Genomic DNA, 19,538 nt, shown 5'->3' with positions numbered 1-19,538 from the left:
CCGGGCGGACCGGGATCAGGAGAGCTGGGCCTTGGCCAGCTTCGCCTCGCGGCGTACGTCCTTGGCGAGGCGGCGTGCGTCCTTGCGGGCGGAGGTGGCGGCGTGGCGGGCGCGCCAGGCCACGCCCGGCTTGCCCTCGGTGTCGACGCCGGCCAGCAGCAGGCCGCCGAGCACGCCGGCGTTCTTGAAGAACTGGAGCCGTTGCATGTTCTTCGCGGCGGGGTCGGTCTCCTCCCAGAAGGGGTGACCGGCGACGGTGGTCGGCACGAGGCTCGCGGCCAGCACCGTGGAGGACAGACGCGGCGCCTTGCCGAGGGCCAGGGCCGCGGCGGCCGCGATCTGCACGCCGGCGTTGAGGCGCACGAGCGTCTGCGGGTTCGACGGCACCGGCGCACCCGGCGCGACGCGCTGGGCGAGCGGGACGACCCGGTCGGTGACCTTGGCGGCCTTGGCGGCCAGCACGTCGGAGTTCTTCAGGGCGTTGGTGGCGCCGAAGAAGAACGTGGTCGCGAGGAGCGGACGGGCGATCAGTCGCACGAGAGTCATGCCTCCATTCATACCCGACCGCCAAGTCGGGCGGGAGTCGGGTCCCGGTCGATTTCGGTCGCGTAGTGGCGATAGAGGCAGTACGCCGACGCCGCGCACAGCACGTGCCAGACGGCGTGACCCTGCAGCAGCGAGTCGGGCGAGCAGAGGCCGGTGCCCGACGCCGTGAGGTTCCAGATCGTGAAGGCGACCACCATGCAGGCCACCGCGGCCCAGGCCCACCGCGCGTGAGGGAAGAGACCGCGGCGGACCAGGACTGCCTCGATGGCCAGGCCGACCACGAGGAGGAAGCCGAACGCGACGTTGCCGGCGTACATCACGACCGGGATCTCACGGCTCCACAGCCCGGCGATCTCACACGCGGCGACGAAGACGACGAAGATGACCGCCAGGAAGACCGGCCCACGGTCGAGGAGCCGCATCAGCGCGTAGCCGGCGATGAACGAGGCCACGAGGTACATGCTCGCCATGTCGAGGTGGCCACCGAGGCTGGACTGCGTGGCGTGCTTGGCCATGCTGGCCGGCCCGAGGAGCACGACCAGGACTGCGAACGCGGGGGCGAGTGACCGGTGCCGGCCCAGGGCGCCGCGGGTCGGGCTGTGGCGCAGCAACGACCAGGCGATGGCCAGTCCGGCGGCCACGAACCCGAGGTTGCTCCACGTGTTGGCCGGCTGCTTGATGAACCCGCCGCGGGCGGCCTCGCAGAACGTGTCGCCGCGGCCGACGTCGGCGCCCAGCCACCCGTCGTACGCCGCCAGGAGCAGGAGCCCCACACCGGCGACGGCCACCACCCCGGCACAGACCACGGGCCCCGGACGCACGGCGTGAAGCCGGCGTCCGGGGCCCGGGTCGAGGTGCTGGGTCAGCTCACTTCCAGCGCTCGGAAGCCGGCACGAAGTCCAGCTGGCGGTCGCCGGTGTAGATCTGCTTCGGACGCGCGATCTTCTGTTCCTTGTCCTGGACCAGCTCGAGCCACTGGGCCAGCCAGCCCGGCGTACGGCCGATGGCGAACAGCACGGTGAACATCTCGGGCGGGAACTGGAAGGCCTCGTAGATCAGGCCGGAGTAGAAGTCGACGTTCGGGTAGAGCTTGCGCTTGACGAAGTACTCGTCCTCGAGCGCGATCTTCTCCAGCTCCTTGGCGATCTCGAGGAGCGGGTTGACCCCGGTGACCTCGAAGACGTCGTCGCAGGCCTTCTTGATGATCGTGGCGCGCGGGTCGAAGTTCTTGTAGACCCGGTGGCCGAAGCCCATCAGCTTCTCGTTGCCGGCCTTCACACCCTCGATGAACGCGGGGATGTTCTCCTTCTTGCCGATGCGCCGAAGCATGCGCAGCACGGCCTCGTTGGCGCCACCGTGCAGCGGGCCGTAGAGGGCGCCGACGCCGGCAGCCACCGCCGAGTAGGGGTCGACCTGGCTGGAACCGACCGAGCGGACCGCGTTGGTCGAGCAGTTCTGCTCGTGGTCGGCGTGCAGGATGAACAGCACGTCGAGGGCCTTGACCAGGCGCGGGTCGGCCTCGAACTTCTTCTCGCTCATCTTGAACAGCATGGAGAGGAAGTTGGCGGTGTAGCCGAGGTCGTTGTCAGGGTAGATGTAGGGCTTGCCCTGTGCGTGGCGGAACGACCAGGCGCCGAGCGTCGGCATCTTGGCGATCATGCGCACCATCTGCATGTGCCGGTTGTCCGGGTCGCCGATGTTGCGCGCGTCGGGGTAGAACGTCGAGAGGGCACCGACCGAGGCCATCATCATGCCCATCGGGTGGGCGTCGTACCTGAAGCCCTGCATGAAGGTCTTCACGTTCTCGTGCACGAACGTGTGGTAGGTGATCTCGTGTTCCCAGTTGTCGTACTGCTCCTTGGTCGGCAGCTCGCCGTGGATGAGCAGGTAGGCAACCTCGAGGAAGTTGGACTTCTCGGCCAACTGCTCGATCGGGTAGCCGCGGTACTCGAGGATGCCCTTGTCGCCGTCGATGAACGTGACCGCGCTGCGGCACGATGCGGTGTTGACGAAGCCGGGGTCATAGACCGCCAGGCCGGGTGCTTCCTCGGAAACGCGAATCTTGCCCAGGTCGGCGGCCTTGATGGTGCCGTCGGTGATGGGTACTTCGTACTCGCTGCCCGTGCGGTTGTCTCGAACGGTGAGCGAGCCTGCCTCGTTGGCAGTGACGGCCGGTACGTCGGTCACGTCGGCTCCTGTCGGTGAAAGAGTGTCGTTCACTCTCGTATATGTGTCGGATGCCAACCTATTCCGTCCGTGTCGATGACGCGAACGCGGCGTCCCTCATCGTGGTCGTGACCCGTGAGTAGCAAGCCGCGCCGGTACGCCGTGCGTCGTACGACGGGCACTGGCCACGATCGGGTGGGTTCGCCCGTTTTGACCGTGGGGGAGCGCGCCACCTATTCTTGACAGTCGCGTCTCCTGCCGCGCCCGCACGGGTGCAGACCCGGACGAAATGGAACCGGGCAGAGTTCGTCAGAAGCGCTGCGTCACCACCCGGTCAGGACCTCTGCCCGGGCCCAACGAACGAAAAGGCTACATACGTGCGTACGTACAGCCCCAAGCCCGCTGACATCCAGCGCGAATGGCTTGTCATCGACGCCCAGGACGTTGTCCTCGGCCGCCTCGCCGTCCAGGCCGCGACGCTGCTCCGCGGCAAGCACAAGGCGAACTTCGCCCCGCACATGGACATGGGTGACTTCGTCATCGTCGTCAACGCGGAGAAGGTCGCCCTGTCGGGCAAGAAGAAGACCGACAAGATGGTCTACCGCCACTCCGGTTTCCCGGGCGGCCTGAGCACCACGCCGATCGGTGACCTCCTCGAGAAGGACGCCCGCAAGGCCATCGAGAACGCGGTCTGGGGCATGCTCCCCAAGAACCGCCTCGGCCGCCAGATGCTGAAGAAGCTCAAGGTCTACTCCGGACCCGAGCACCCGCACGCGGCCCAGCAGGCCAAGCCGTTCGAGATCACGCAGATCTCCCAGTGATTGCAGACAAGGACATCAACGTGACTGAGAACCAGGCTGAGACCGCCGAGGTCGAAGAGACCTTCGAGACCAACGAAGACGGCGTCGCGTACTCCTCGGAGTCCGCCCCGTCCGCCGACGCCCCGCTGCGTCCCGCGACCATCGCGCCCGCGAACGCCACCGGCCGCCGCAAGGAGGCCGTCGCCCGCGTCCGCCTCGTCCCCGGCACCGGCCAGTGGACCGTCAACGGCCGCGACCTCGACTCGTACTTCCCGAACAAGCTGCACCAGCAGGTTGTCAACGAGCCGTTCGCGAACCTCCAGCTCGAGGGCCGCTTCGACGTCATCGCCCGCATCCACGGTGGTGGCATCACCGGCCAGGCCGGCGCCCTGCGTCTCGGCGTGGCCCGTGCCCTGAACGCCATCGACGTCGAGGCGAACCGCCCGTCGCTCAAGAAGGCCGGGCTGCTGACCCGCGACGCGCGCGTCATCGAGCGCAAGAAGGCCGGTCTCAAGAAGGCCCGCAAGGCACCGCAGTTCTCCAAGCGCTGATCGCGCAGGTTTCTGGGTCCATGCCGCAGAAACTGTTTGGCACGGACGGGGTCCGGGGTCTGGCGAACGGTCAACTGACCGCAGAGCTGGCCCTGGACCTCTCCGTGGCTGCTGCACATGTCCTGGCCGACCGCGGCGAGTTCGCGGGGCACCGCCCCGTCGCCGTGGTGGGTCGGGACACGCGCATTTCCGGGCAGTTCCTCGAGGCTGCCGTCGTGGCCGGTCTGGCCTCTGCCGGGGTCGACGTCCTCCTGCTCGGCGTGCTGCCGACACCGGGCGTGGCCTACCTGACCGGTGCGCTCGAGGCCGACCTGGGCGTGATGCTCAGCGCCTCGCACAACCCCATGCCCGACAACGGCATCAAGTTCCTGGCCCGGGGCGGGGTAAAGCTCGACGACGCGATCGAGAACGCGATCGAGCAGCGCCTGGGTGAGCCCTGGGACCGTCCCACCGGTGGCGACGTCGGCCGCGTGGCGACGTACGACGCGGCGGTCGACGACTACTGCGCCCACCTGGTCCGTACGACGACCCGTCCGCTCACCGGACTGCGCGTGGTGCTCGACTGCGCCGAAGGTGCGGCCGCCGACGCCGGGCCCAAGGCGCTCGCGGACGCCGGGGCCGACGTCACCGCGATCCACGCCCAGCCCGACGGGCTCAACATCAACGACGACTGCGGGTCGACCCACCTGGAGTCCCTTCGCAAGGCCGTGATCAAGGACGGCGCCGACGTCGGCTTCGCCCTCGACGGCGACGCCGACCGCTGCCTCGCCGTCGATGCCTCGGGCGAGGTCGTCGACGGCGACCAGCTCCTCGCCGTACTCGCGCTCTCCATGCGCGACGCCGGTCGGCTGCCCAATGACGTCGTGGTCGCCACGGTGATGAGCAACCTCGGCTTCGTGCAGGCCATGAAGGCCAACTCGGTGAAGGTGCGCCAGACCAAGGTCGGCGACCGCTACGTGCTCGAGGCCATGAAGGCCGGCCGCTACGGTCTCGGCGGCGAGCAGTCGGGCCACGTGATCATGAGCGAGCACGCCACCACCGGCGACGGCATCCTCACCGCACTCCACGTGCTGGAGCGGATGGCCTCGACCGGGTCCTCCCTGGCCGAGCTGGCCGCGGTGATGACCCGGCTGCCGCAGGTGCTGATCAACGTCCCCGGCGTCGACAAGTCGCGGGCCGACGAGGACGCCGTACTCGCTGCGGCGGTCGCCGAGGCCGAGGCCGAGCTGGCCGACACCGGTCGGGTGCTGCTGCGCCCCTCGGGCACCGAGGCGCTGGTGCGGGTGATGGTCGAGGCCCCGACCGAGGAACAGGCCGCCTCGGTGGCCGAGCAGCTCGCCGCCGTCGTGCGCGAGCGCCTGTCGCTCTGACCGAGCGCGGGTACGGGTAACGGATACGGGGCCGCACTTGTGCGGTGCTGTGGTCGGTTCGCCCGTGGCGTGACGCGTGTGGAGCGACCGTAACCCCGCGTTACTCGCGGCGGGGTGGGACGAAAACGGGTCGCCCCGGCCTGCCCCAGTGCCTAGGGTCGCCCCGTGAGTGACTTGGAGATCCGCGAGATCGACGTCCATGACGAGGCCGCGCTGCGCACCTGGTGGGAGGTCGGGCACGCGGCCAGCGCGGAGCGGCCCTTCGACGCATGGCCGGCGTGGGAGGTCTCGCGGGTGGCGCTGCCGTTCCCGCGCACCGACTCCGCGATCACCCTGCTCACCGCCTTCGACGCGGGCGCCGCAGTGGGCACGGCACTGGTCGTGGAGTTCCTCCTCGACAACACCCACCTCGCCGAGGTCACCGTGTACGTCGACCCGGCACAGCGCCGGCGCGGGTTCGGCACGCAGCTGCTCGACGAGGCCGAGGAGCGGGTACGCCGCAGCGGCCGCACCTCGATCATCTCGAGTGCCTTCGCCCCGGTCGACGGGGAGAGCCCGGGCTCGCTCTTCGCCGCCGCGCGCGGATACCCCGTGGGCAGCGCCGAGGAGACCAAGCTGGTCGACCTGGCCACCGCGACAGAGTCGTGGGGTTCCCTGCAGGACGAGGCGGACGCCGGACTCGACGGCTACTCCTGCATCGTCTTCGACGGCCCGTGCCCCGAGGCGCACGTCGAGGGGTTCGCCGACGTGCTCTCGGTCTTCATCGGTGCCATTCCGTCCGGTGACCTCGACCTCGAGGACGCCCAGTGGACTCCCGAGCGCATCCGTCTCGGCGAGCGCGAACGCGTCGAGGCCGGCCGGGTCAACGTCACGGCGCTGGCCCTGACCCCGGCCGGTGGGGTCTGCGGGTTCTCCGACGTACGCCTGAGCCGGGCCGACCCACGGCACGCTGGGGTCGGCGGCACGCTGGTGGTCCCCGAACACCGGGGCCATCGGCTGGGCCTGGCGATGAAGCTGCTCACGCACGGGCGGGTGAGGGAGCTCTTCCCCGAGTGCGAGTTCATCGAGACCGGCAACGCCGGGGTCAACGCGCCGATGAACGCGGTCAACGAGCGCATGGGCTATCGCGTGGTGGAGCGTTGCCTCGACGTGCAGAAGCGTCTGGCATGACGGAAGGGAAGGGCATGAGCTGCGAGATCGTCCGGGTCGACCCGTTCGACGACGAGGCCTTCGAGGCCTGGTACGCGACGTACGCCGCCGCCGACGCACACGGACGCGAGGAGCTGGCCGCCACCTGGACGCTGGCCGAGCTGCGGGCCCAGGGACAGGCGGTGCAGGAGCACCAGGAGAGCGCGTGGTGGTCGGGGCTGCTGGAGGGCCGCACGGTGGTCGCCGGAAAGCTCAGGCTGACCCACCACGACAACCGCGACCTCGCCATGGTGGAGGTCTTCACCGAGCCGGCCCATCGCACCCACGGGCACGGCTCGGCCATGCTGGCGGTCCTCGAGGAGCAGGCCCGGGCGGCCGGCCGCACCCGCTTGCTCGCCGAGTGCAGCTACCCGATCGACGCGCCCCAGGACGGCTCCGGACACCCGTACGCCGACTTCCTGCGGCACCGCGGGTTCACCTTCGGCATCGGTGACGTGCAGCGCATCCTCGACCTGCCGGTCCCCGAGGACGACCTGCATGCACTCGTCGATTCAGCTGCGCCGAGCCACGCGTCGTACACCTTCCGCTCGTTCGCCGGGCAGATCCCCGAGGAGCTCCTCGCCGAGTACGCCGCCCTGTGCGGAGCGCTGATGACCGAGGCGCCCACCGGTGACCTCGTCCTCGAGTCGAGTCACGTCGACGTCGATGCCTTCCGTGCGGAGCAGGAGGTCCTCGAGCGTCAGGGGCGCACCCGCTACGGCACGGTCGCCATCGCCGACGACGGCACACTGGCCGGCTACACCGACATCGTCGCCAGCGCCCACGACCGCGGCCGCGGCTACCAGTGGGGCACCCTGGTCTGGTCGGCGCATCGCGGCCACCGGCTCGGCCTGGCGCTCAAGGCGCGCAACCTCGTGTCCCTGCAACGTGAACGCCCCGACCTGGGCGTCGTACGCACCTGGAACGCGGAGGTGAACGACCACATGGTGGCGGTCAACGACCTGCTGGGCTTCCGCCCGGTCGAACGACTGGGGGAGTTTCAGAAGAATCCCGGTGCGTCATGATGGAGTCATGAACGAACGGGGAGGCCTGCGCCAGGCAGCGTTGGCGCTTGCTGTCGTGAGCGTCCTGACCACCCTGGGCGCGGGGATCACCGCGGGTGTCGCGGCCGGCCAGGGTGACGACCCCGACGGCTCGGGCACCCTGGTCCGCGGCAAGGGCGACCCGACGGAGTCCGGGACGGGGCCGTCCGAGACGAGCACCACCGAGGACCCGGGCTTCGACTACACCGGCTGGAAGGTCGTCAACGGCATGCCCGGCGACTCCGGTGAGGTGGCCAGCTACCGATTGCCGCCCACCAGCTGGAAACCTTTCGCCTCCGACTACGCGGTCAGCTTCACCGACAAGAGCGGCAAGGCCTACGTGAGTGGTCACGCGTTGGCCAACTACTACGGCAACAGGTGCAAGGACGGCGGCGAACGGGTCCCGGGCGGTTGGACCGTGCTGGCCGACACCGTCCCCTCGGGCGACCTGAAGACCATCGCGGAGGACGCCGCGCGCGGCTGGGCACGCGGCTACGGCACCAACGCCAACGGGACCACCGGCACGATGACCCGAGCGGTGGCCAAGGAGGTCACCCTCGACGACGGCACGACGGCCGCCCGAGCGTCGATCGACATCGACATGAGCATCTTCAGCGGGGTCTGCCTGCCGACCAAGGCGCAGGTCTCGGTCACCACGATCGACACCTCCGAGGGCGCCAAGACGCTCGTGCAGGCGCGCTACGTCTCGGCGGTCGGGATCACCGACACGCAGTGGAGGGCGATCGGCCAGTCGCTCGAGGACTGAGCGTCGAGCAGGCCGGCGCGGGCCAGTGCAGGGCAGAGTGGACCAGTGCGGGTCAGAGCTTGCGGAGCCGCACGTAGCGCACAGAGTGGTCCGCGTCCTTGCGCAGCACCAACGTCGCCCGCGAACGGGTCGGCAACACGTTCTGCACCAGGTTGGGCCCGTTGATGCTCTCCCAGATGCGGGTCGCCTCGGCGACCGCTTCGTACTCCGTCAGGCTGGCGTAGCGGGTGAAGTAGGACTCGGGGTCGCGGAACGCGGTCTCGCGCAACCGCTGGAACCGCTGGATGTACCAGTGCCGGATGTCGGTGGTCGCGGCGTCGACGAACACGCTGAAGTCGAAGAAGTCGCTGACCGCAAGGCCGGTGCGGCCGTCGTCACGGACCCGGGCCGGCTGGAGGACGTTGAGGCCCTCGATGATCACGATGTCGGGATGCCGGATCACGATCTTCTCGTCGGGCACCACGTCGTAGGTCAGGTGTGAGTAGATCGGTGCCTCGACCTCGTCCTTGCCGGACTTGATGTCGACCACGAAGCGGAGCAGCGCCTTGCGGTCGTAGGACTCCGGAAAGCCCTTGCGCAACAACAGTCCGCGGCGCTGGAGCTCGGCGTTGGGCATCAGGAAGCCGTCGGTGGTGACCAGCGCGACCGACGGGTGCTCGGGCCAGTGGGCCAGCATCTGCTGCAGCACGCGAGCAGTGGTGGACTTGCCCACGGCCACCGACCCGGCCAGCCCGATCACGAACGGCGTGCGCGGTGGCGTCGGCCGGGCCAGGAACTCCTGCTGGCTCCGGTGGAGCTTGCCGGCCGCTTCGACGTACATGCTCAGCAGCCGGGAGAGCGGCAGGTAGACCTGTTGCACCTCGTCGAGGTCGAGCTCGTCGCCGAGGCCCCTGACCCGGTCGATCTCCTCGGGGGAGAGGGGTTGCTCGGTGTGCTCGGCCAACGCGGCCCAGGCGGCGCGGTCGAGTTCGACGTACGGCGAGGTCTCGCGCGCCTGCTCGCGGCTCTCGGAGCCTGCCGGTGAGGACATGCCAAGCATTGTTGCAGGGGGAAGGACCACTGCTTCGGGCGGATACACTTCCCGCCATGTGTGGAATCGTTGGGTACGTCGGCAGCAAGCAGGCTCAGCAGGTAGTGATCGAGGGGCTGCGTCGACTCGAATACCGGGGCTACGACTCCGCAGGCATCGCGCTGGTGCATGAGGGAGCGATCGCCTCCGACAAGCGCGCCGGCAAGCTGGCCAACCTGGACAAGGCGATCGCCGAGGCCCCGCTCCCGACCTCGTCGACCGGCATCGGCCACACCCGCTGGGCGACCCACGGTGCCCCCAACGACACCAACGCGCACCCGCACCTGGGCCAGGAGTCGCGGTTGGCACTGGTTCACAACGGCATCATCGAGAACTTCTCCGAGCTGCGTGACGAGCTCGAGTCGGAGGGCCACACCCTGGTCTCCGAGACCGACACCGAGGTGGCCGCCCACCTGCTCGAGCGCGAGCTGGCCACCGGCGTCAACCTCACCGTGGCCATGCAGCAGGTGTGCCGACGCCTCAAGGGCGCCTTCACACTCGTCGCCGTCGACGGCCAGGACCCCGACCGCGTGGTCGCCGCCCGCCGCAACTCCCCGCTCGTGGTCGGGCTGGGCGAGGGAGAGAACTTCCTCGGCTCCGACGTCGCGGCGTTCATCGAGCACACCCGCGAGGCGCTCGAGCTCGGCCAGGACCAGGTCGTCACGATCACCCGTGAGGGCGTCGAGGTGACCGGCTTCGACGGCTCGCCCGCCGAGGGTCGTCGCTACCACGTCGACTGGGACCTCGCGGCCGCCGAGAAGGACGGCCACGACTGGTTCATGCGCAAGGAGATCCTCGAGCAGCCCGAGTCGGTGTACGACGCGATGCTCGGCCGCCACACCGAGGACGGCCAGCTCATGCTCGACGAGGTGCGCATCGACGACGAGGCGCTGCGCGACATCGACCGCATCATCGTGGTGGGCTGCGGCACTGCGGCGTACGCCGGTCAGGTGGCCAAGTACGCCATCGAGCACTGGACCCGCATCCCGGTCGAGGTCGAGCTGGCCCACGAGTTCCGCTACCGCGACCCGATCCTGACCCGCAACACGCTCGTCGTCGCGATCAGCCAGTCGGGCGAGACCGCCGACACCCTGATGGCGATCAGGCACGCCCGCGCCCAGGGCGGCAAGGTGCTGGCGATCTGCAACACCAACGGCGCCACGATCCCGCGTGAGTCCGACGCGGTCATCTACACCCACGCCGGACCCGAGATCGGGGTTGCCTCGACCAAGGGCTTCCTGACCCAGATGGTGGCCTGCTACCTGCTCGGCCTCTACCTCGCGCAACTTCGGGGCACGAAGTTCGGTGACGAGATCGCCTCGGTCGTGCGCGACCTGCAGCAGATCCCCGCGCAGATCCAGCAGGTGCTCGACCGTGCCGACCAGGTCTACGCGCTGGCTGCCACGCTCAAGGACTCCAAGGCGGTGCTGTTCCTGGGCCGTCACGCCGGCTACCCGGTGGCCATGGAAGGTGCGCTCAAGCTGAAGGAGCTGGCCTACATCCACGCCGAGGGCTTCGCCGCGGGCGAGCTCAAGCACGGCCCGATCGCGTTGATCGAGCCCGGACTGCCGGTCTTCTGCGTGCTGCCGCCCCGCGGCCGCGACCAGCTGCACGACAAGATGGTCAGCGCGATCCAGGAGATCCGGGCCCGCGGCGCCCGCACGATCGTGCTCGCGGAGGAGGACGACCAGTCGGTCGCGAAGTACGCCGACGAGATCATCCCGCTGCCCAAGGTGCCCACGCTGCTCCAGCCGTTGGTCGCGGTCGTGCCGCTTCAGCTGTTCGCCTGCGAGCTGGCCACCCTGATGGGCCACGACGTCGACCAGCCCCGCAACCTGGCCAAGTCCGTCACCGTCGAATGNGGACCCCGATGAATCACCCCACGAGAACGCGCTTCGCTTGCCTTCCCGCGGGGACCCCGATGACCACCCCACCCGAGGACACCCGGTGATCGTCGGGGTCGGCATCGACGTGGTCGAGATCGAGCGCTTCATCGCCTCCCTCGAACGCACGCCGGCGCTGCGCCACAAGCTCTTCACCCCCGCGGAGGCATCGCTCCACCCGCAGTCCCTGGCCGCCCGGTTCGCGGCCAAGGAGGCGATGGCCAAGTCGCTGGGTGCCCCGGCGGGACTGGCCTGGCACGACGCCGAGGTGATCTCCGAGACCTCCGGCCGACCGAGGTTCGAGCTGCGGGGCACCGTGAGGGCCGCGGCCGACGCACTCGGTGCGTCGTCGGTGCACCTCTCGCTGAGCCACGACGGTGGCATCGCGTCGGCGTTCGTCGTACTCGAGGGCTGACGCGGCCCTCTCGTCGGTGTAGGTACGTTGGGCTCCATGCGTGGAGCACACACCGTGGAGCAGGTCCGGGCGGCCGAGGCGGCACTGATGGCACGCCTGCCCGAGGGCGCGCTGATGGCGCGTGCCGCGGCCGGCTTGGCCACCGCCGTCATCGACCTGCTCGGCGGCGCCTACGGGCGACACGTCCTGCTGCTGGTCGGCTCGGGCGACAACGGTGGCGACGCGTTGTACGCCGGTGCGATGCTGGCCCGCCGCGGCTGCGCGGTCGAGGCGGTGCTGCTCTCCACGCGCGTCCACGAGGCCGGGCTGGCCACCCTGCGCAGGGCCGGTGGCCTGGTCCGGGAGCCGGGCGGTGGCGCCCGTCCCGACGTGCTGGTCGACGGCATCGTCGGCATCGGAGGACGCCCGGGCCTGCGTCCCGAGGCGGTCGCCGAGCTGGCGGCGTACGACGGCGTGCCCGTGGTCGCCGTCGACGTGCCCAGCGGCGTGGACGTCGACACCGGCGAGACACCCGGACCCCATGTCGTGGCCGACGTGACCGTGACCTTCGGCACACACAAGGTCGCGCACCTCGTCGACCCGGCCGCTCTCGCCTGCGGCACCGTGGCCCTGGTCGACCTCGGACTCGACCTGCCGGAGGCCGGTGTCGAGTCGCTCCAGCCCGCCGACATCGCGCGACTCGTGCCCCGCCCCGGACCGGACGCCCACAAGTACACCCGCGGGGTCGTCGGCCTGCGCACCGGTGAGGCCTTCGCGGGTGCCGGACTGCTGAGCGCTGCGGGCGCCTCGTGCGGGCTGGCCGGCATGGTCCGCTACGTCGGTCCCCTCGAGGTCGCCGAACAGGTCCTCGCGGCTCACCCCGAGGTGCTCGTGGGAGCCGGACGCGTGCAGGCCTGGGTGGTCGGCTCCGGTGGCGGTGCCGACGCGGTCGACGAGCGAGCAGCCGCACTGTGTGACGGCGTACCGGTGGTGCTGGACGCCGACGCACTGGTGGACCTGCCCGCCGACCTGCCGGAGGGCGTCGTGCTCACTCCGCACGCCGGCGAGCTGGCCAGGATGCTGGGCATCGACCGCGCCGAGGTCGAGGACCGGCAGCTCCACTGGGCCCGCGCCGCCGCCGAGCGGTGGGGAGCGGTGTGCGTGCTGAAGGGGCGCCACACGCTCGTCGCACGCCCCGACGGACGGGTCCGGGTGACCACCACCGGGCTGCCCTGGCTGGCCACCGCCGGGGCCGGCGACGTGCTGGGCGGGCTGACCGGCGCGCTGCTCGCCTCGGGCCTCGACCCCTTCGACGCGGCATCGGTCGGGTCCTGGCTGCACGGTGCGGCAGCGACCCTGGCCTCCGACGGTGGGCCGATCGTGGCCGGTGACGTCGCCAGGGGCATTCCTGAGATCGTTCACATGGTGTGCACGGAGCATGACTAGGTTGACCCCATGCTCTACACCGCGCTGCACGCCGTCGTCCCGCCCGTGGCACGAGCCGTGTGGCGCCCGGAGATCACCGGCCTCGAGAACATCCCCGCCTCCGGTGGGGTGATCGTCGCCAGCAACCATCTCTCGTTCGCGGACAGCCTCGTGATCCCGATCGTGGCGCCGCGCAAGGTGGTCTTCCTGGCCAAGTCCGACTACTTCACCGGGTCGGGCATCAAGGGCGCGCTGTCCAAGGCCTGGTTCGAGGGCCTCGGCATGCTGCCGGTCGACCGTGACGACGCGCAGGCAGCGCTCACCTCCCTCGACACGGCGCTCAAGGTCCTCGGCAAGGGCGAGGCGTTCGGCATCTATCCCGAGGGCACCCGGTCGCGCGACGGGCGGCTCTACCGCGGACGCACCGGCGTGGCCCACCTCGCGCTGACCGCGGGCGTGCCGGTCGTGCCCGTCGGGCTGCAGGGCACCGCGGAGCTCCAGCCGGTCGGCTCACGCCTGCCGCGGCTGGCCAAGGTGCGTGTCGCGATCGGCGAACCGCTCGACTTCACCGGCCGCTTCGACGACGTGCCGGCCGGCCGCGCCCGTCGTACGGCGACCGACGAGATCATGGCTGCCATCGCGCAGCTGAGCGGCCAGGAACTGGCGGGGCAGTACAACGACCGTCCGGTCGAGGACGAGTCCTGACGTTCGTCCGGGCACTCGGCCTGACAGAATCGCGGCCATGACTGAAGGTGCGCGCGCCGAGATCGTGGTCGACGTTGCGGCGATCCGGCACAACGTCCGGCGCTTGCGGGAGATCGTGAAGGGCTCGACCGGCTCCGGACCGCTGATGATGACGGTGGTCAAGGCCGACGGCTACGGACACGGCGTCCACGAGGCCGCCCGGGCGGCCCGCGAGGGCGGCGCCGACTGGCTGGGCGCGGCCACCATCGACGAGGCCGTGGCGGTGCGCGCCGGCGGCGACTCCGGACGACTGCTGTGCTGGCTGACCGTGCCCGGTGAGGACTGGGCGGCCGCGATCACCCGCGACATCGACGTCACGGCGTACTCCCTGGCCGAGCTGGCCGAGATCGAGGCCGCGGCCCGCGATCTCGGTACGACCGCTCGTGTGCAGCTCAAGGTCGACACCGGCCTCTCGCGCGGTGGCTGCCTGCCGGCCGACTGGCCTGCGCTCACCGCCGAGGCCCGCGCGGCCGAGGAGCGCGGGCACGTGCGGATCACCGGCATCTGGTCACACCTGGCCTGCAGCGACGAGCCGGAGCACCCCGCGAACGACAGCCAGGAGAGAGTCTTCCGTGACGCGCTGGCGGTGGTCGACGCGGCCGGCCTGACGCCGGAGGTGCGTCACCTGGCCAACAGTGCGGCCGCCGTGCTCCGCCCCAGCGTCCACTTCGACCTGGTGCGCTGCGGTATCGCCAGCTACGGCCTCGACCCGGCGCCCGGCGTCACCGGTGACCTGGGACTGGTGCCGGCGATGACCGTGCGCGCGCGGTTCGCGATGGTCAAGAAGGTCGCGGCCGGTGAGTCCGTCTCCTACGGCCACACGTGGACCGCGGAGGCCGACACCACGATCGGACTGGTCCCGATCGGCTACGCCGAGGGCCTGCCCCGCATCGCCTCCAACCGGGTCGACGCGTGGTACGCCGGACGCCGGCGGCCGGTCCGGGGCACCATCTGCATGGACCAGTTCATGGTCGACCTCTCCGGTGAACCGGCCGACGCCGGCGACCGGGTCGAGGTCTTCGGCACCGGGCACGACGGCGCACCGACCGCCCTGGACTGGGCCGAGGCCGCGGGCACCATCAACTACGAGATCGTCACGCGGGTCGGTGGCCGGTTGCAGCGGGTGCACGTCGACAGTGAAGGATCGCCGAATGAGCGTGCGTAGACGGGTCCTGCAGGTCGCCGCCGGGGTGGCGGGTGTCGCGGCGGCCGGCACGGTCGCGGGCACCGCCGTACGCGTGGTCAGGCAGCGACGCATCATCGCCCGCCGCGGTGTCGGCGATGCGCTCGAGCTCGGCTCCCTGCACTCGGCACCGGTCACCGTCATCGCCGACGACGGCGTACCGCTCCACGTCGAGGTCGACGAGTGCACCGCCCCCGAGGGCGCCCGTCGAGCCGGCGAGCTCGCTGACGACGACCTCACCGTCGTCTTCGTGCACGGCTACGCGCTCACCCTCGACTGCTGGCACTTCCAGCGGGCCGGCTACCGCGGGCTGGTCCGGGCGGTCTACTACGACCAGCGCTCACACGGCCGGTCCGGACGGTCGTCGTCGAAGAACGCGACCATCGAGCAGCTCGCCCAGGACCTACGCGAGGTGCTCGACCAGGTGGTGCCCCACGGCCGCGTCGTGCTGGTCGGGCACTCGATGGGTGGCATGTCGATCGTGGCGCTGGCGGAGGCGCACCCCGAGCTGTTCGGCGACCGGATCGCCGGGGTCGCGCTGATCTCCACGACCGCCGGTGGCCTGAGCCCGCACCGCATCGTGCTGCCGATGGTGCCGCGCGGCGTGGCCGGCCTGATGACCACGCGACTGATCGCCGGGCTGGCTCGTGGTGCGCGCGTGGTCGACGGCGTACGACGCCTCGGCAAGGACTTCGCGATCGTGGCCACCGACCGTTTCGCGTTCGGCAGCGACGTGCCGGGGGAGTACGTCACGTTCGTCGACTCGATGCTCTCCGGGACGCCGTTCGAGGTGCTGGCGGAGTTCTTCCCGAGCTTCGACGCGCTCGACAAGTTCGCCGTGCTGAACGCGCTCGAACGGGTGCCGACCACGATCATCTGCGGCACCGCCGACAAGCTCACCTCGATCGGGCACAGCCGCAAGATGCACTCGCTGCTGCCGCACTCGCGCCTCGTCGAGTTCGACGGCGCCGGGCACATGGTGATCATGGAGCGGCACGTCGAGGTCAACGCCGCGCTCGACGACCTGCTCGCGGCCGCGCTCGAGCACGAAAGGGAGCAGCCCTCGTGAGCCGGCGGATCGAGACCGTCGACCAGGCGGCCGCGGGCGACGTGTACGCCGTGGTGCGCGCCGCGTTCGGCGCTCGCCCACCGCTCGACCCGCCGGCAGGTGCGCTGGCCGAGACTGTCGAGTCGATCGGCAAGGCGCTCGCCGACCAGGGTGGCCTGCTGGCCCTCGAGGACGACAAGGCAGTCGGCTCCCTGCTGTTCGACCGGGAGGGACCAACCTTGGCCCTGCGCCGATTCGGGGTGGTGCCCGGCGCCCAGGGCTCCGGCGTCGCCGGAGACCTGGTGCGGGCCGCGGAGGAGCACGCTGAGGCTCTCGGGTGCACGTCGGTGCGGGTCGTGGCCCGCGTCGAGCTCCCCGCCTCCGTCGCGTTCTGGGAGCACAACGGCTTCGTCCGCGGCGCCCGCGAAGGAGCGTTCCTGCACCTCGTCAAGGTCTTCCCACGCAGGTTCACCCTGCCGACCGCCGAGGACGCGACGGCGTTCGGTGAGCGGATCGCCGGGCTGATGCGGGCCGGTGACCTGGTGATCCTGACCGGCGAGCTGGGGGCCGGAAAGACCACCTTCACCCGCGGCCTCGGGGCCGGGCTCGAGGTGCGGGGCGGCGTCACCTCGCCGACGTTCGTCATCGCGCGGGTGCACCCCTCGCTGGTCGGCGGCCCCTCGTTGGTGCACGTCGACGCCTACCGTCTCGGCTCGATCGACGAGCTCGACGACCTCGACCTCGACACGTCCCTCGACGAGGCGGTCACCGTCGTCGAGTGGGGCGCCGGAGTCGCGGAGGGTCTGGCCGACGACCGCCTCGAGATCTCGCTCTTGCGGGCGACCGGTGACGTCTCGTCGCTGGAGGACCACGACGTGCGCGAGGCCGTCGTACAGCCGGTGGGGTTGCGCTGGGCCGACATCGCCTGGCCGGTCTGAGCGGCTTCGTCGCGCGCGGGACCCTCGTGATCGCGCTCGCGCCGGCACGCGGTTAACCTCGTCCTCGTGCTCCTCGCCTTCGACACCGCGTCCCCCCAGGTCACCGTCGCCCTCGCCGAGGGAGACGACGTGCTGGCCGAGCTGCGTTCGGAGCAGTCGATGAAGCACGGCGAGCAGCTGGCCCCGCTGATCGAGGCGGTGCTGGCCCAGGCCGGTGCGGTGCGGCAGGACGTCACCGCGATTGCCGTCGGCGTCGGGCCCGGACCCTTCACCGGGTTGCGGGTCGGGCTGGTCACCGCCCGCACGCTCGGTTTCGTGCTCGAGGTGCCGGTGTACGGCGTGTGCTCGCTCGACGTGCTGGCCGTCGAGGCGGTCGCAGCCGGCGCGGTGGACCAGCCGTTCGTGGTGGCCACCGATGCCCGGCGCAAGGAGGTCTACTGGGCGCCGTACGACGAGTCGGGCGCGCGCCTCGACGAACCTCAGGTGAGCCGGCCCTCCGACGTGGCCACCGCAGTGCCCGTCGTCGGCGAGGGTGCCGCGCTCTATCCGGAGAGCTTCCCGACCTCGGTCGGTCCGCAACGTCCCGGCGCCGGATGGCTCGCGGTCGCAGTCGCCGACGAGCGCGTCGAGCTGCTCGACCCCGAGCCGCTCTACCTGCGCAGACCCGACGCCGTGATGCCCGGCAAGCCGAAGAGGGTCTCGTGATCCGGCCGGCGCTCGCCGCGGACTGCGCTGCCGTCGCCGAGCTCGAGGAGAACCTGTTCGGCGCCGAGGCGTGGGACGAGGACTCCCTCCTCGACGACCTCGAGCGCGACGGCCGGTTGTTCGTGGTCTTCGAGGACGACGACGAGCCGGTCGGCTATGCGATCACGACCCTGGCTGGTGACTTCGTCGACCTCGCGCGCATCGGCGTACACCCGTCGCGGCAGCGGGAGGGCATCGCCGCCGCACTGCTCGAGCACGTGCTGGACGCGGCCGACGACGACGGCGCCGACCGGATGCTGCTCGAGGTGTCCGCGGTGAACCCGGAGGCGCTGGCCTTCTATGCCGCGTCGGGCTTCGAGCAGATCGACGTACGACCCCGCTACTACAAGGACGGCTCCGACGCGATCGTGATGCTCCGGTCGATCGGCCCGTCCGGGAGCCCCTCATGAACGAACCCCTGGTCCTTGGCATCGAGACGTCCTGCGACGAGACCGGCGTCGGCATCGTGCGCGGCCACACACTGCTGGCCGACGCGGTCGCCTCGTCCGTGGAGGAGCACGCCCGCTTCGGTGGCGTCGTGCCCGAGGTCGCCTCGCGGGCGCACCTCGAGGCGATGGTGCCGACCATCGAGCGTGCCTGTACGACGGCCGGCATCGCACTCCGCGACGTCGACGCGATCGCGGTCACCAGCGGCCCCGGACTGGCCGGCGCCCTGCTGGTCGGCGTGGCCGCCGCCAAGTCGTTGGCCCTCGGACTCGGCAAGCCGCTCTACGGCGTCAACCACCTGGCCTCGCACGTCGCGGTCGACCAGCTGGAGCACGGGCCCTTGCCCGAGCCGTGCATCGCGATGCTGGTCAGCGGCGGTCACTCCTCGCTGCTCCGTGTCGCCGACATCACCACCGGCGTCGACCCCCTCGGCGCCAGCATCGACGACGCGGCCGGCGAGGCGTTCGACAAGGTGGCCCGCCTGCTCGGCCTGCCGTTCCCCGGCGGCCCGTTCATCGACCGCGCTGCCGCCTCGGGCTCCAGCGTGTACGTCGATTTCCCCCGTGGCCTCACCTCGCGACGCGACCTGGAGCGACACCGTTTCGACTTCTCGTTCTCCGGGCTCAAGACCGCGGTCGCCCGCTGGGTCGAGGCCCGCGAGCGCTCCGGTGAGCCGGTGCCGGTCAACGACGTCGCCGCCTCGTTCCAGGAGGCGGTCTGCGACGTGCTCACCCGTAAGGCGATCGACGCCGCGGTCTCCGAGGGGATCGACGACATCCTGATCGGCGGCGGGGTCGCGGCGAACTCACGCCTCCGGGTGCTGGCCGAAGAACGCGCCGCGGCGCGGGGCATCAGGGTGCGGGTCCCGCGGCCCGGCCTGTGCACCGACAACGGCGCGATGGTGGCCGCCCTCGGGTCCGAGATGGTCGCCCGGGGCCGCACGCCCTCCGCCCTCGACCTCCCCGCCGACTCCTCCCAGCCGATCACGACGGTCCTGGTCTGACTTCTGCTGGTTGAGGAGGCCGCGTCCGCTTCGTGCCCTTCTCGGTGGTTGAGGAGGCGCGCCAGCGCCGTCTCGAGACCACTCGGTCGCGGGCCACCATGCCGGCCACGCTGCTCGGCCAGGACAGTGCAGTTGGTGTGGGCGGGTGTGGGCGTGGCGGTAGCCCCGTTCACCGTGTTGTGGTGGCGGGGCTTGCGCTGGTGGTGCTGTGGGGCCGGTGCTGCTTGTAT

The 19,538-nt window shown here is 70.7% G+C and carries 19 protein-coding genes and 1 pseudogene; 16 read left to right on the top strand and 4 right to left on the bottom strand.

What is annotated here, in order from left to right; genetic code table 11:
* Positions 1 to 15: 15 nt before the first annotated feature.
* The 3 genes from ASH02_RS13065 to ASH02_RS13055 are packed head-to-tail and all read right to left on the bottom strand — an operon-like array spanning position 16 to position 2,733.
* Positions 16 to 546: a DoxX family membrane protein gene (locus ASH02_RS13065; RefSeq protein ID WP_056681666.1), complete on the bottom strand. Its 531-nt coding sequence runs from the start codon at positions 544 to 546 to the stop codon at positions 16 to 18.
* Between the two features lie 8 nt (positions 547 to 554).
* Entirely contained in the window at positions 555 to 1,367 is an 813-nt protein-coding gene (locus tag ASH02_RS13060) for a ceramidase domain-containing protein (RefSeq protein ID WP_056681663.1), read from the bottom strand.
* A gap of 46 nt (positions 1,368 to 1,413) precedes the next feature.
* Positions 1,414 to 2,733 (bottom strand): citrate synthase, encoded by a 1,320-nt coding sequence (locus ASH02_RS13055; RefSeq protein ID WP_082620886.1) that lies wholly within the window; start codon positions 2,731 to 2,733, stop codon positions 1,414 to 1,416.
* Between the two features lie 356 nt (positions 2,734 to 3,089).
* On the opposite strand from ASH02_RS13055, the gene rplM reads away from it, so the two are divergent.
* The 6 genes from rplM (at position 3,090) to ASH02_RS13025 (ending at position 8,430) form a co-directional block, all read left to right on the top strand.
* Positions 3,090 to 3,533 (top strand): 50S ribosomal protein L13, encoded by a 444-nt coding sequence (gene rplM, locus ASH02_RS13050; protein ID WP_056681660.1) that lies wholly within the window; start codon positions 3,090 to 3,092, stop codon positions 3,531 to 3,533.
* A gap of 20 nt (positions 3,534 to 3,553) precedes the next feature.
* The gene (rpsI, locus tag ASH02_RS13045) at positions 3,554 to 4,063 is read left to right on the top strand and encodes a 30S ribosomal protein S9 (protein WP_056684904.1); all 510 of its coding nucleotides are present in this window, start codon (positions 3,554 to 3,556) and stop codon (positions 4,061 to 4,063) included.
* 20 nt (positions 4,064 to 4,083) lie between these two features.
* Positions 4,084 to 5,433, top strand: a complete 1,350-nt coding sequence (gene glmM, locus ASH02_RS13040) for a phosphoglucosamine mutase (protein WP_057294885.1) — start codon at positions 4,084 to 4,086, stop codon at positions 5,431 to 5,433.
* A 165-nt stretch (positions 5,434 to 5,598) separates the two neighbouring features.
* The gene (locus ASH02_RS13035; RefSeq protein WP_082620885.1) at positions 5,599 to 6,603 is read left to right on the top strand and encodes a GNAT family N-acetyltransferase; all 1,005 of its coding nucleotides are present in this window, start codon (positions 5,599 to 5,601) and stop codon (positions 6,601 to 6,603) included.
* Entirely contained in the window at positions 6,600 to 7,646 is a 1,047-nt protein-coding gene (locus tag ASH02_RS13030; protein WP_156409765.1) for a GNAT family N-acetyltransferase, read from the top strand. The genes ASH02_RS13035 and ASH02_RS13030 overlap by 4 nt, the downstream gene beginning before the upstream one ends.
* Before the next feature lie 7 nt (positions 7,647 to 7,653).
* Positions 7,654 to 8,430, top strand: a complete 777-nt coding sequence (locus tag ASH02_RS13025; RefSeq protein WP_056889999.1) for a hypothetical protein — start codon at positions 7,654 to 7,656, stop codon at positions 8,428 to 8,430.
* Positions 8,431 to 8,482: 52 nt separating this feature from the next.
* On the opposite strand, the gene coaA is transcribed toward ASH02_RS13025, so the two are convergent.
* Complete coding sequence (gene coaA, locus ASH02_RS13020) at positions 8,483 to 9,460, bottom strand: type I pantothenate kinase (RefSeq protein WP_082563808.1); 978 nt, start codon at positions 9,458 to 9,460, stop codon at positions 8,483 to 8,485.
* A gap of 56 nt (positions 9,461 to 9,516) precedes the next feature.
* Here coaA and glmS point away from each other — a divergent pair.
* The 10 genes and pseudogenes from glmS to tsaD all read left to right on the top strand — a co-directional run.
* A pseudogene (gene glmS, locus ASH02_RS13015) lies at positions 9,517 to 11,360 on the top strand (glutamine--fructose-6-phosphate transaminase (isomerizing)); the annotation flags it as partial.
* Positions 11,361 to 11,446: 86 nt separating this feature from the next.
* Positions 11,447 to 11,797, top strand: coding sequence for a holo-ACP synthase (locus tag ASH02_RS13010; RefSeq protein ID WP_056681646.1), 351 nt, complete (start codon positions 11,447 to 11,449; stop codon positions 11,795 to 11,797).
* 36 nt (positions 11,798 to 11,833) lie between these two features.
* On the top strand, positions 11,834 to 13,222 hold the full coding sequence (locus tag ASH02_RS13005) for an NAD(P)H-hydrate dehydratase (protein ID WP_056681645.1): 1,389 nt from the start codon (positions 11,834 to 11,836) through the stop codon (positions 13,220 to 13,222).
* A gap of 9 nt (positions 13,223 to 13,231) precedes the next feature.
* Positions 13,232 to 13,906: a lysophospholipid acyltransferase family protein gene (locus tag ASH02_RS13000; protein WP_056681644.1), complete on the top strand. Its 675-nt coding sequence runs from the start codon at positions 13,232 to 13,234 to the stop codon at positions 13,904 to 13,906.
* Positions 13,907 to 13,943: 37 nt separating this feature from the next.
* On the top strand, positions 13,944 to 15,110 hold the full coding sequence (alr, locus tag ASH02_RS12995; protein ID WP_056681643.1) for an alanine racemase: 1,167 nt from the start codon (positions 13,944 to 13,946) through the stop codon (positions 15,108 to 15,110).
* The gene (locus ASH02_RS12990) at positions 15,097 to 16,197 is read left to right on the top strand and encodes an alpha/beta fold hydrolase (protein ID WP_056681642.1); all 1,101 of its coding nucleotides are present in this window, start codon (positions 15,097 to 15,099) and stop codon (positions 16,195 to 16,197) included. Before alr ends, ASH02_RS12990 begins: the two co-directional genes overlap by 14 nt.
* Positions 16,194 to 17,114: a tRNA (adenosine(37)-N6)-threonylcarbamoyltransferase complex ATPase subunit type 1 TsaE gene (gene tsaE / locus ASH02_RS12985; protein ID WP_056681641.1), complete on the top strand. Its 921-nt coding sequence runs from the start codon at positions 16,194 to 16,196 to the stop codon at positions 17,112 to 17,114. Before ASH02_RS12990 ends, tsaE begins: the two co-directional genes overlap by 4 nt.
* 66 nt (positions 17,115 to 17,180) lie before the next feature.
* Positions 17,181 to 17,819 carry a tRNA (adenosine(37)-N6)-threonylcarbamoyltransferase complex dimerization subunit type 1 TsaB gene (gene tsaB / locus ASH02_RS12980; protein WP_056681640.1) on the top strand — a complete coding sequence of 213 codons (639 nt, stop codon included), beginning with the start codon at positions 17,181 to 17,183 and terminating at the stop codon, positions 17,817 to 17,819.
* Complete coding sequence (gene rimI, locus ASH02_RS12975) at positions 17,816 to 18,268, top strand: ribosomal protein S18-alanine N-acetyltransferase (protein ID WP_056681639.1); 453 nt, start codon at positions 17,816 to 17,818, stop codon at positions 18,266 to 18,268. Before tsaB ends, rimI begins: the two co-directional genes overlap by 4 nt.
* Positions 18,265 to 19,308: a tRNA (adenosine(37)-N6)-threonylcarbamoyltransferase complex transferase subunit TsaD gene (tsaD, locus tag ASH02_RS12970; protein WP_056681638.1), complete on the top strand. Its 1,044-nt coding sequence runs from the start codon at positions 18,265 to 18,267 to the stop codon at positions 19,306 to 19,308. The genes rimI and tsaD overlap by 4 nt, the downstream gene beginning before the upstream one ends.
* The last annotated feature ends 230 nt before the right edge of the window (positions 19,309 to 19,538 follow it).

Origin of the sequence: Nocardioides sp. Soil796 (genome assembly GCF_001429525.1) — a bacterium.
Classification (GTDB): domain Bacteria; phylum Actinomycetota; class Actinomycetes; order Propionibacteriales; family Nocardioidaceae; genus Nocardioides.
The sequence above is the reverse complement of the archived record's forward strand: the minus strand, read 5'-3'. Positions and strand labels throughout refer to the sequence as shown.

Excerpts from the sequence above, each read along its gene's own strand:
- ASH02_RS13065 (WP_056681666.1), bottom strand. The coding sequence starts at position 546 with ATGACTCTCGTGCGACTGATCGCCCGTCCGCTCCTCGCGACCACGTTC.
- glmM (WP_057294885.1), top strand. The coding sequence starts at position 4,084 with ATGCCGCAGAAACTGTTTGGCACGGACGGGGTCCGGGGTCTGGCGAAC.
- ASH02_RS13030 (WP_156409765.1), top strand. The coding sequence starts at position 6,600 with ATGACGGAAGGGAAGGGCATGAGCTGCGAGATCGTCCGGGTCGACCCG.
- ASH02_RS13025 (WP_056889999.1), top strand. The coding sequence starts at position 7,654 with ATGAACGAACGGGGAGGCCTGCGCCAGGCAGCGTTGGCGCTTGCTGTC.
- coaA (WP_082563808.1), bottom strand. The coding sequence starts at position 9,460 with ATGTCCTCACCGGCAGGCTCCGAGAGCCGCGAGCAGGCGCGCGAGACC.
- ASH02_RS13005 (WP_056681645.1), top strand. The coding sequence starts at position 11,834 with ATGCGTGGAGCACACACCGTGGAGCAGGTCCGGGCGGCCGAGGCGGCA.
- ASH02_RS13000 (WP_056681644.1), top strand. The coding sequence starts at position 13,232 with ATGCTCTACACCGCGCTGCACGCCGTCGTCCCGCCCGTGGCACGAGCC.
- alr (WP_056681643.1), top strand. The coding sequence starts at position 13,944 with ATGACTGAAGGTGCGCGCGCCGAGATCGTGGTCGACGTTGCGGCGATC.
- ASH02_RS12990 (WP_056681642.1), top strand. The coding sequence starts at position 15,097 with ATGAGCGTGCGTAGACGGGTCCTGCAGGTCGCCGCCGGGGTGGCGGGT.
- tsaD (WP_056681638.1), top strand. The coding sequence starts at position 18,265 with ATGAACGAACCCCTGGTCCTTGGCATCGAGACGTCCTGCGACGAGACC.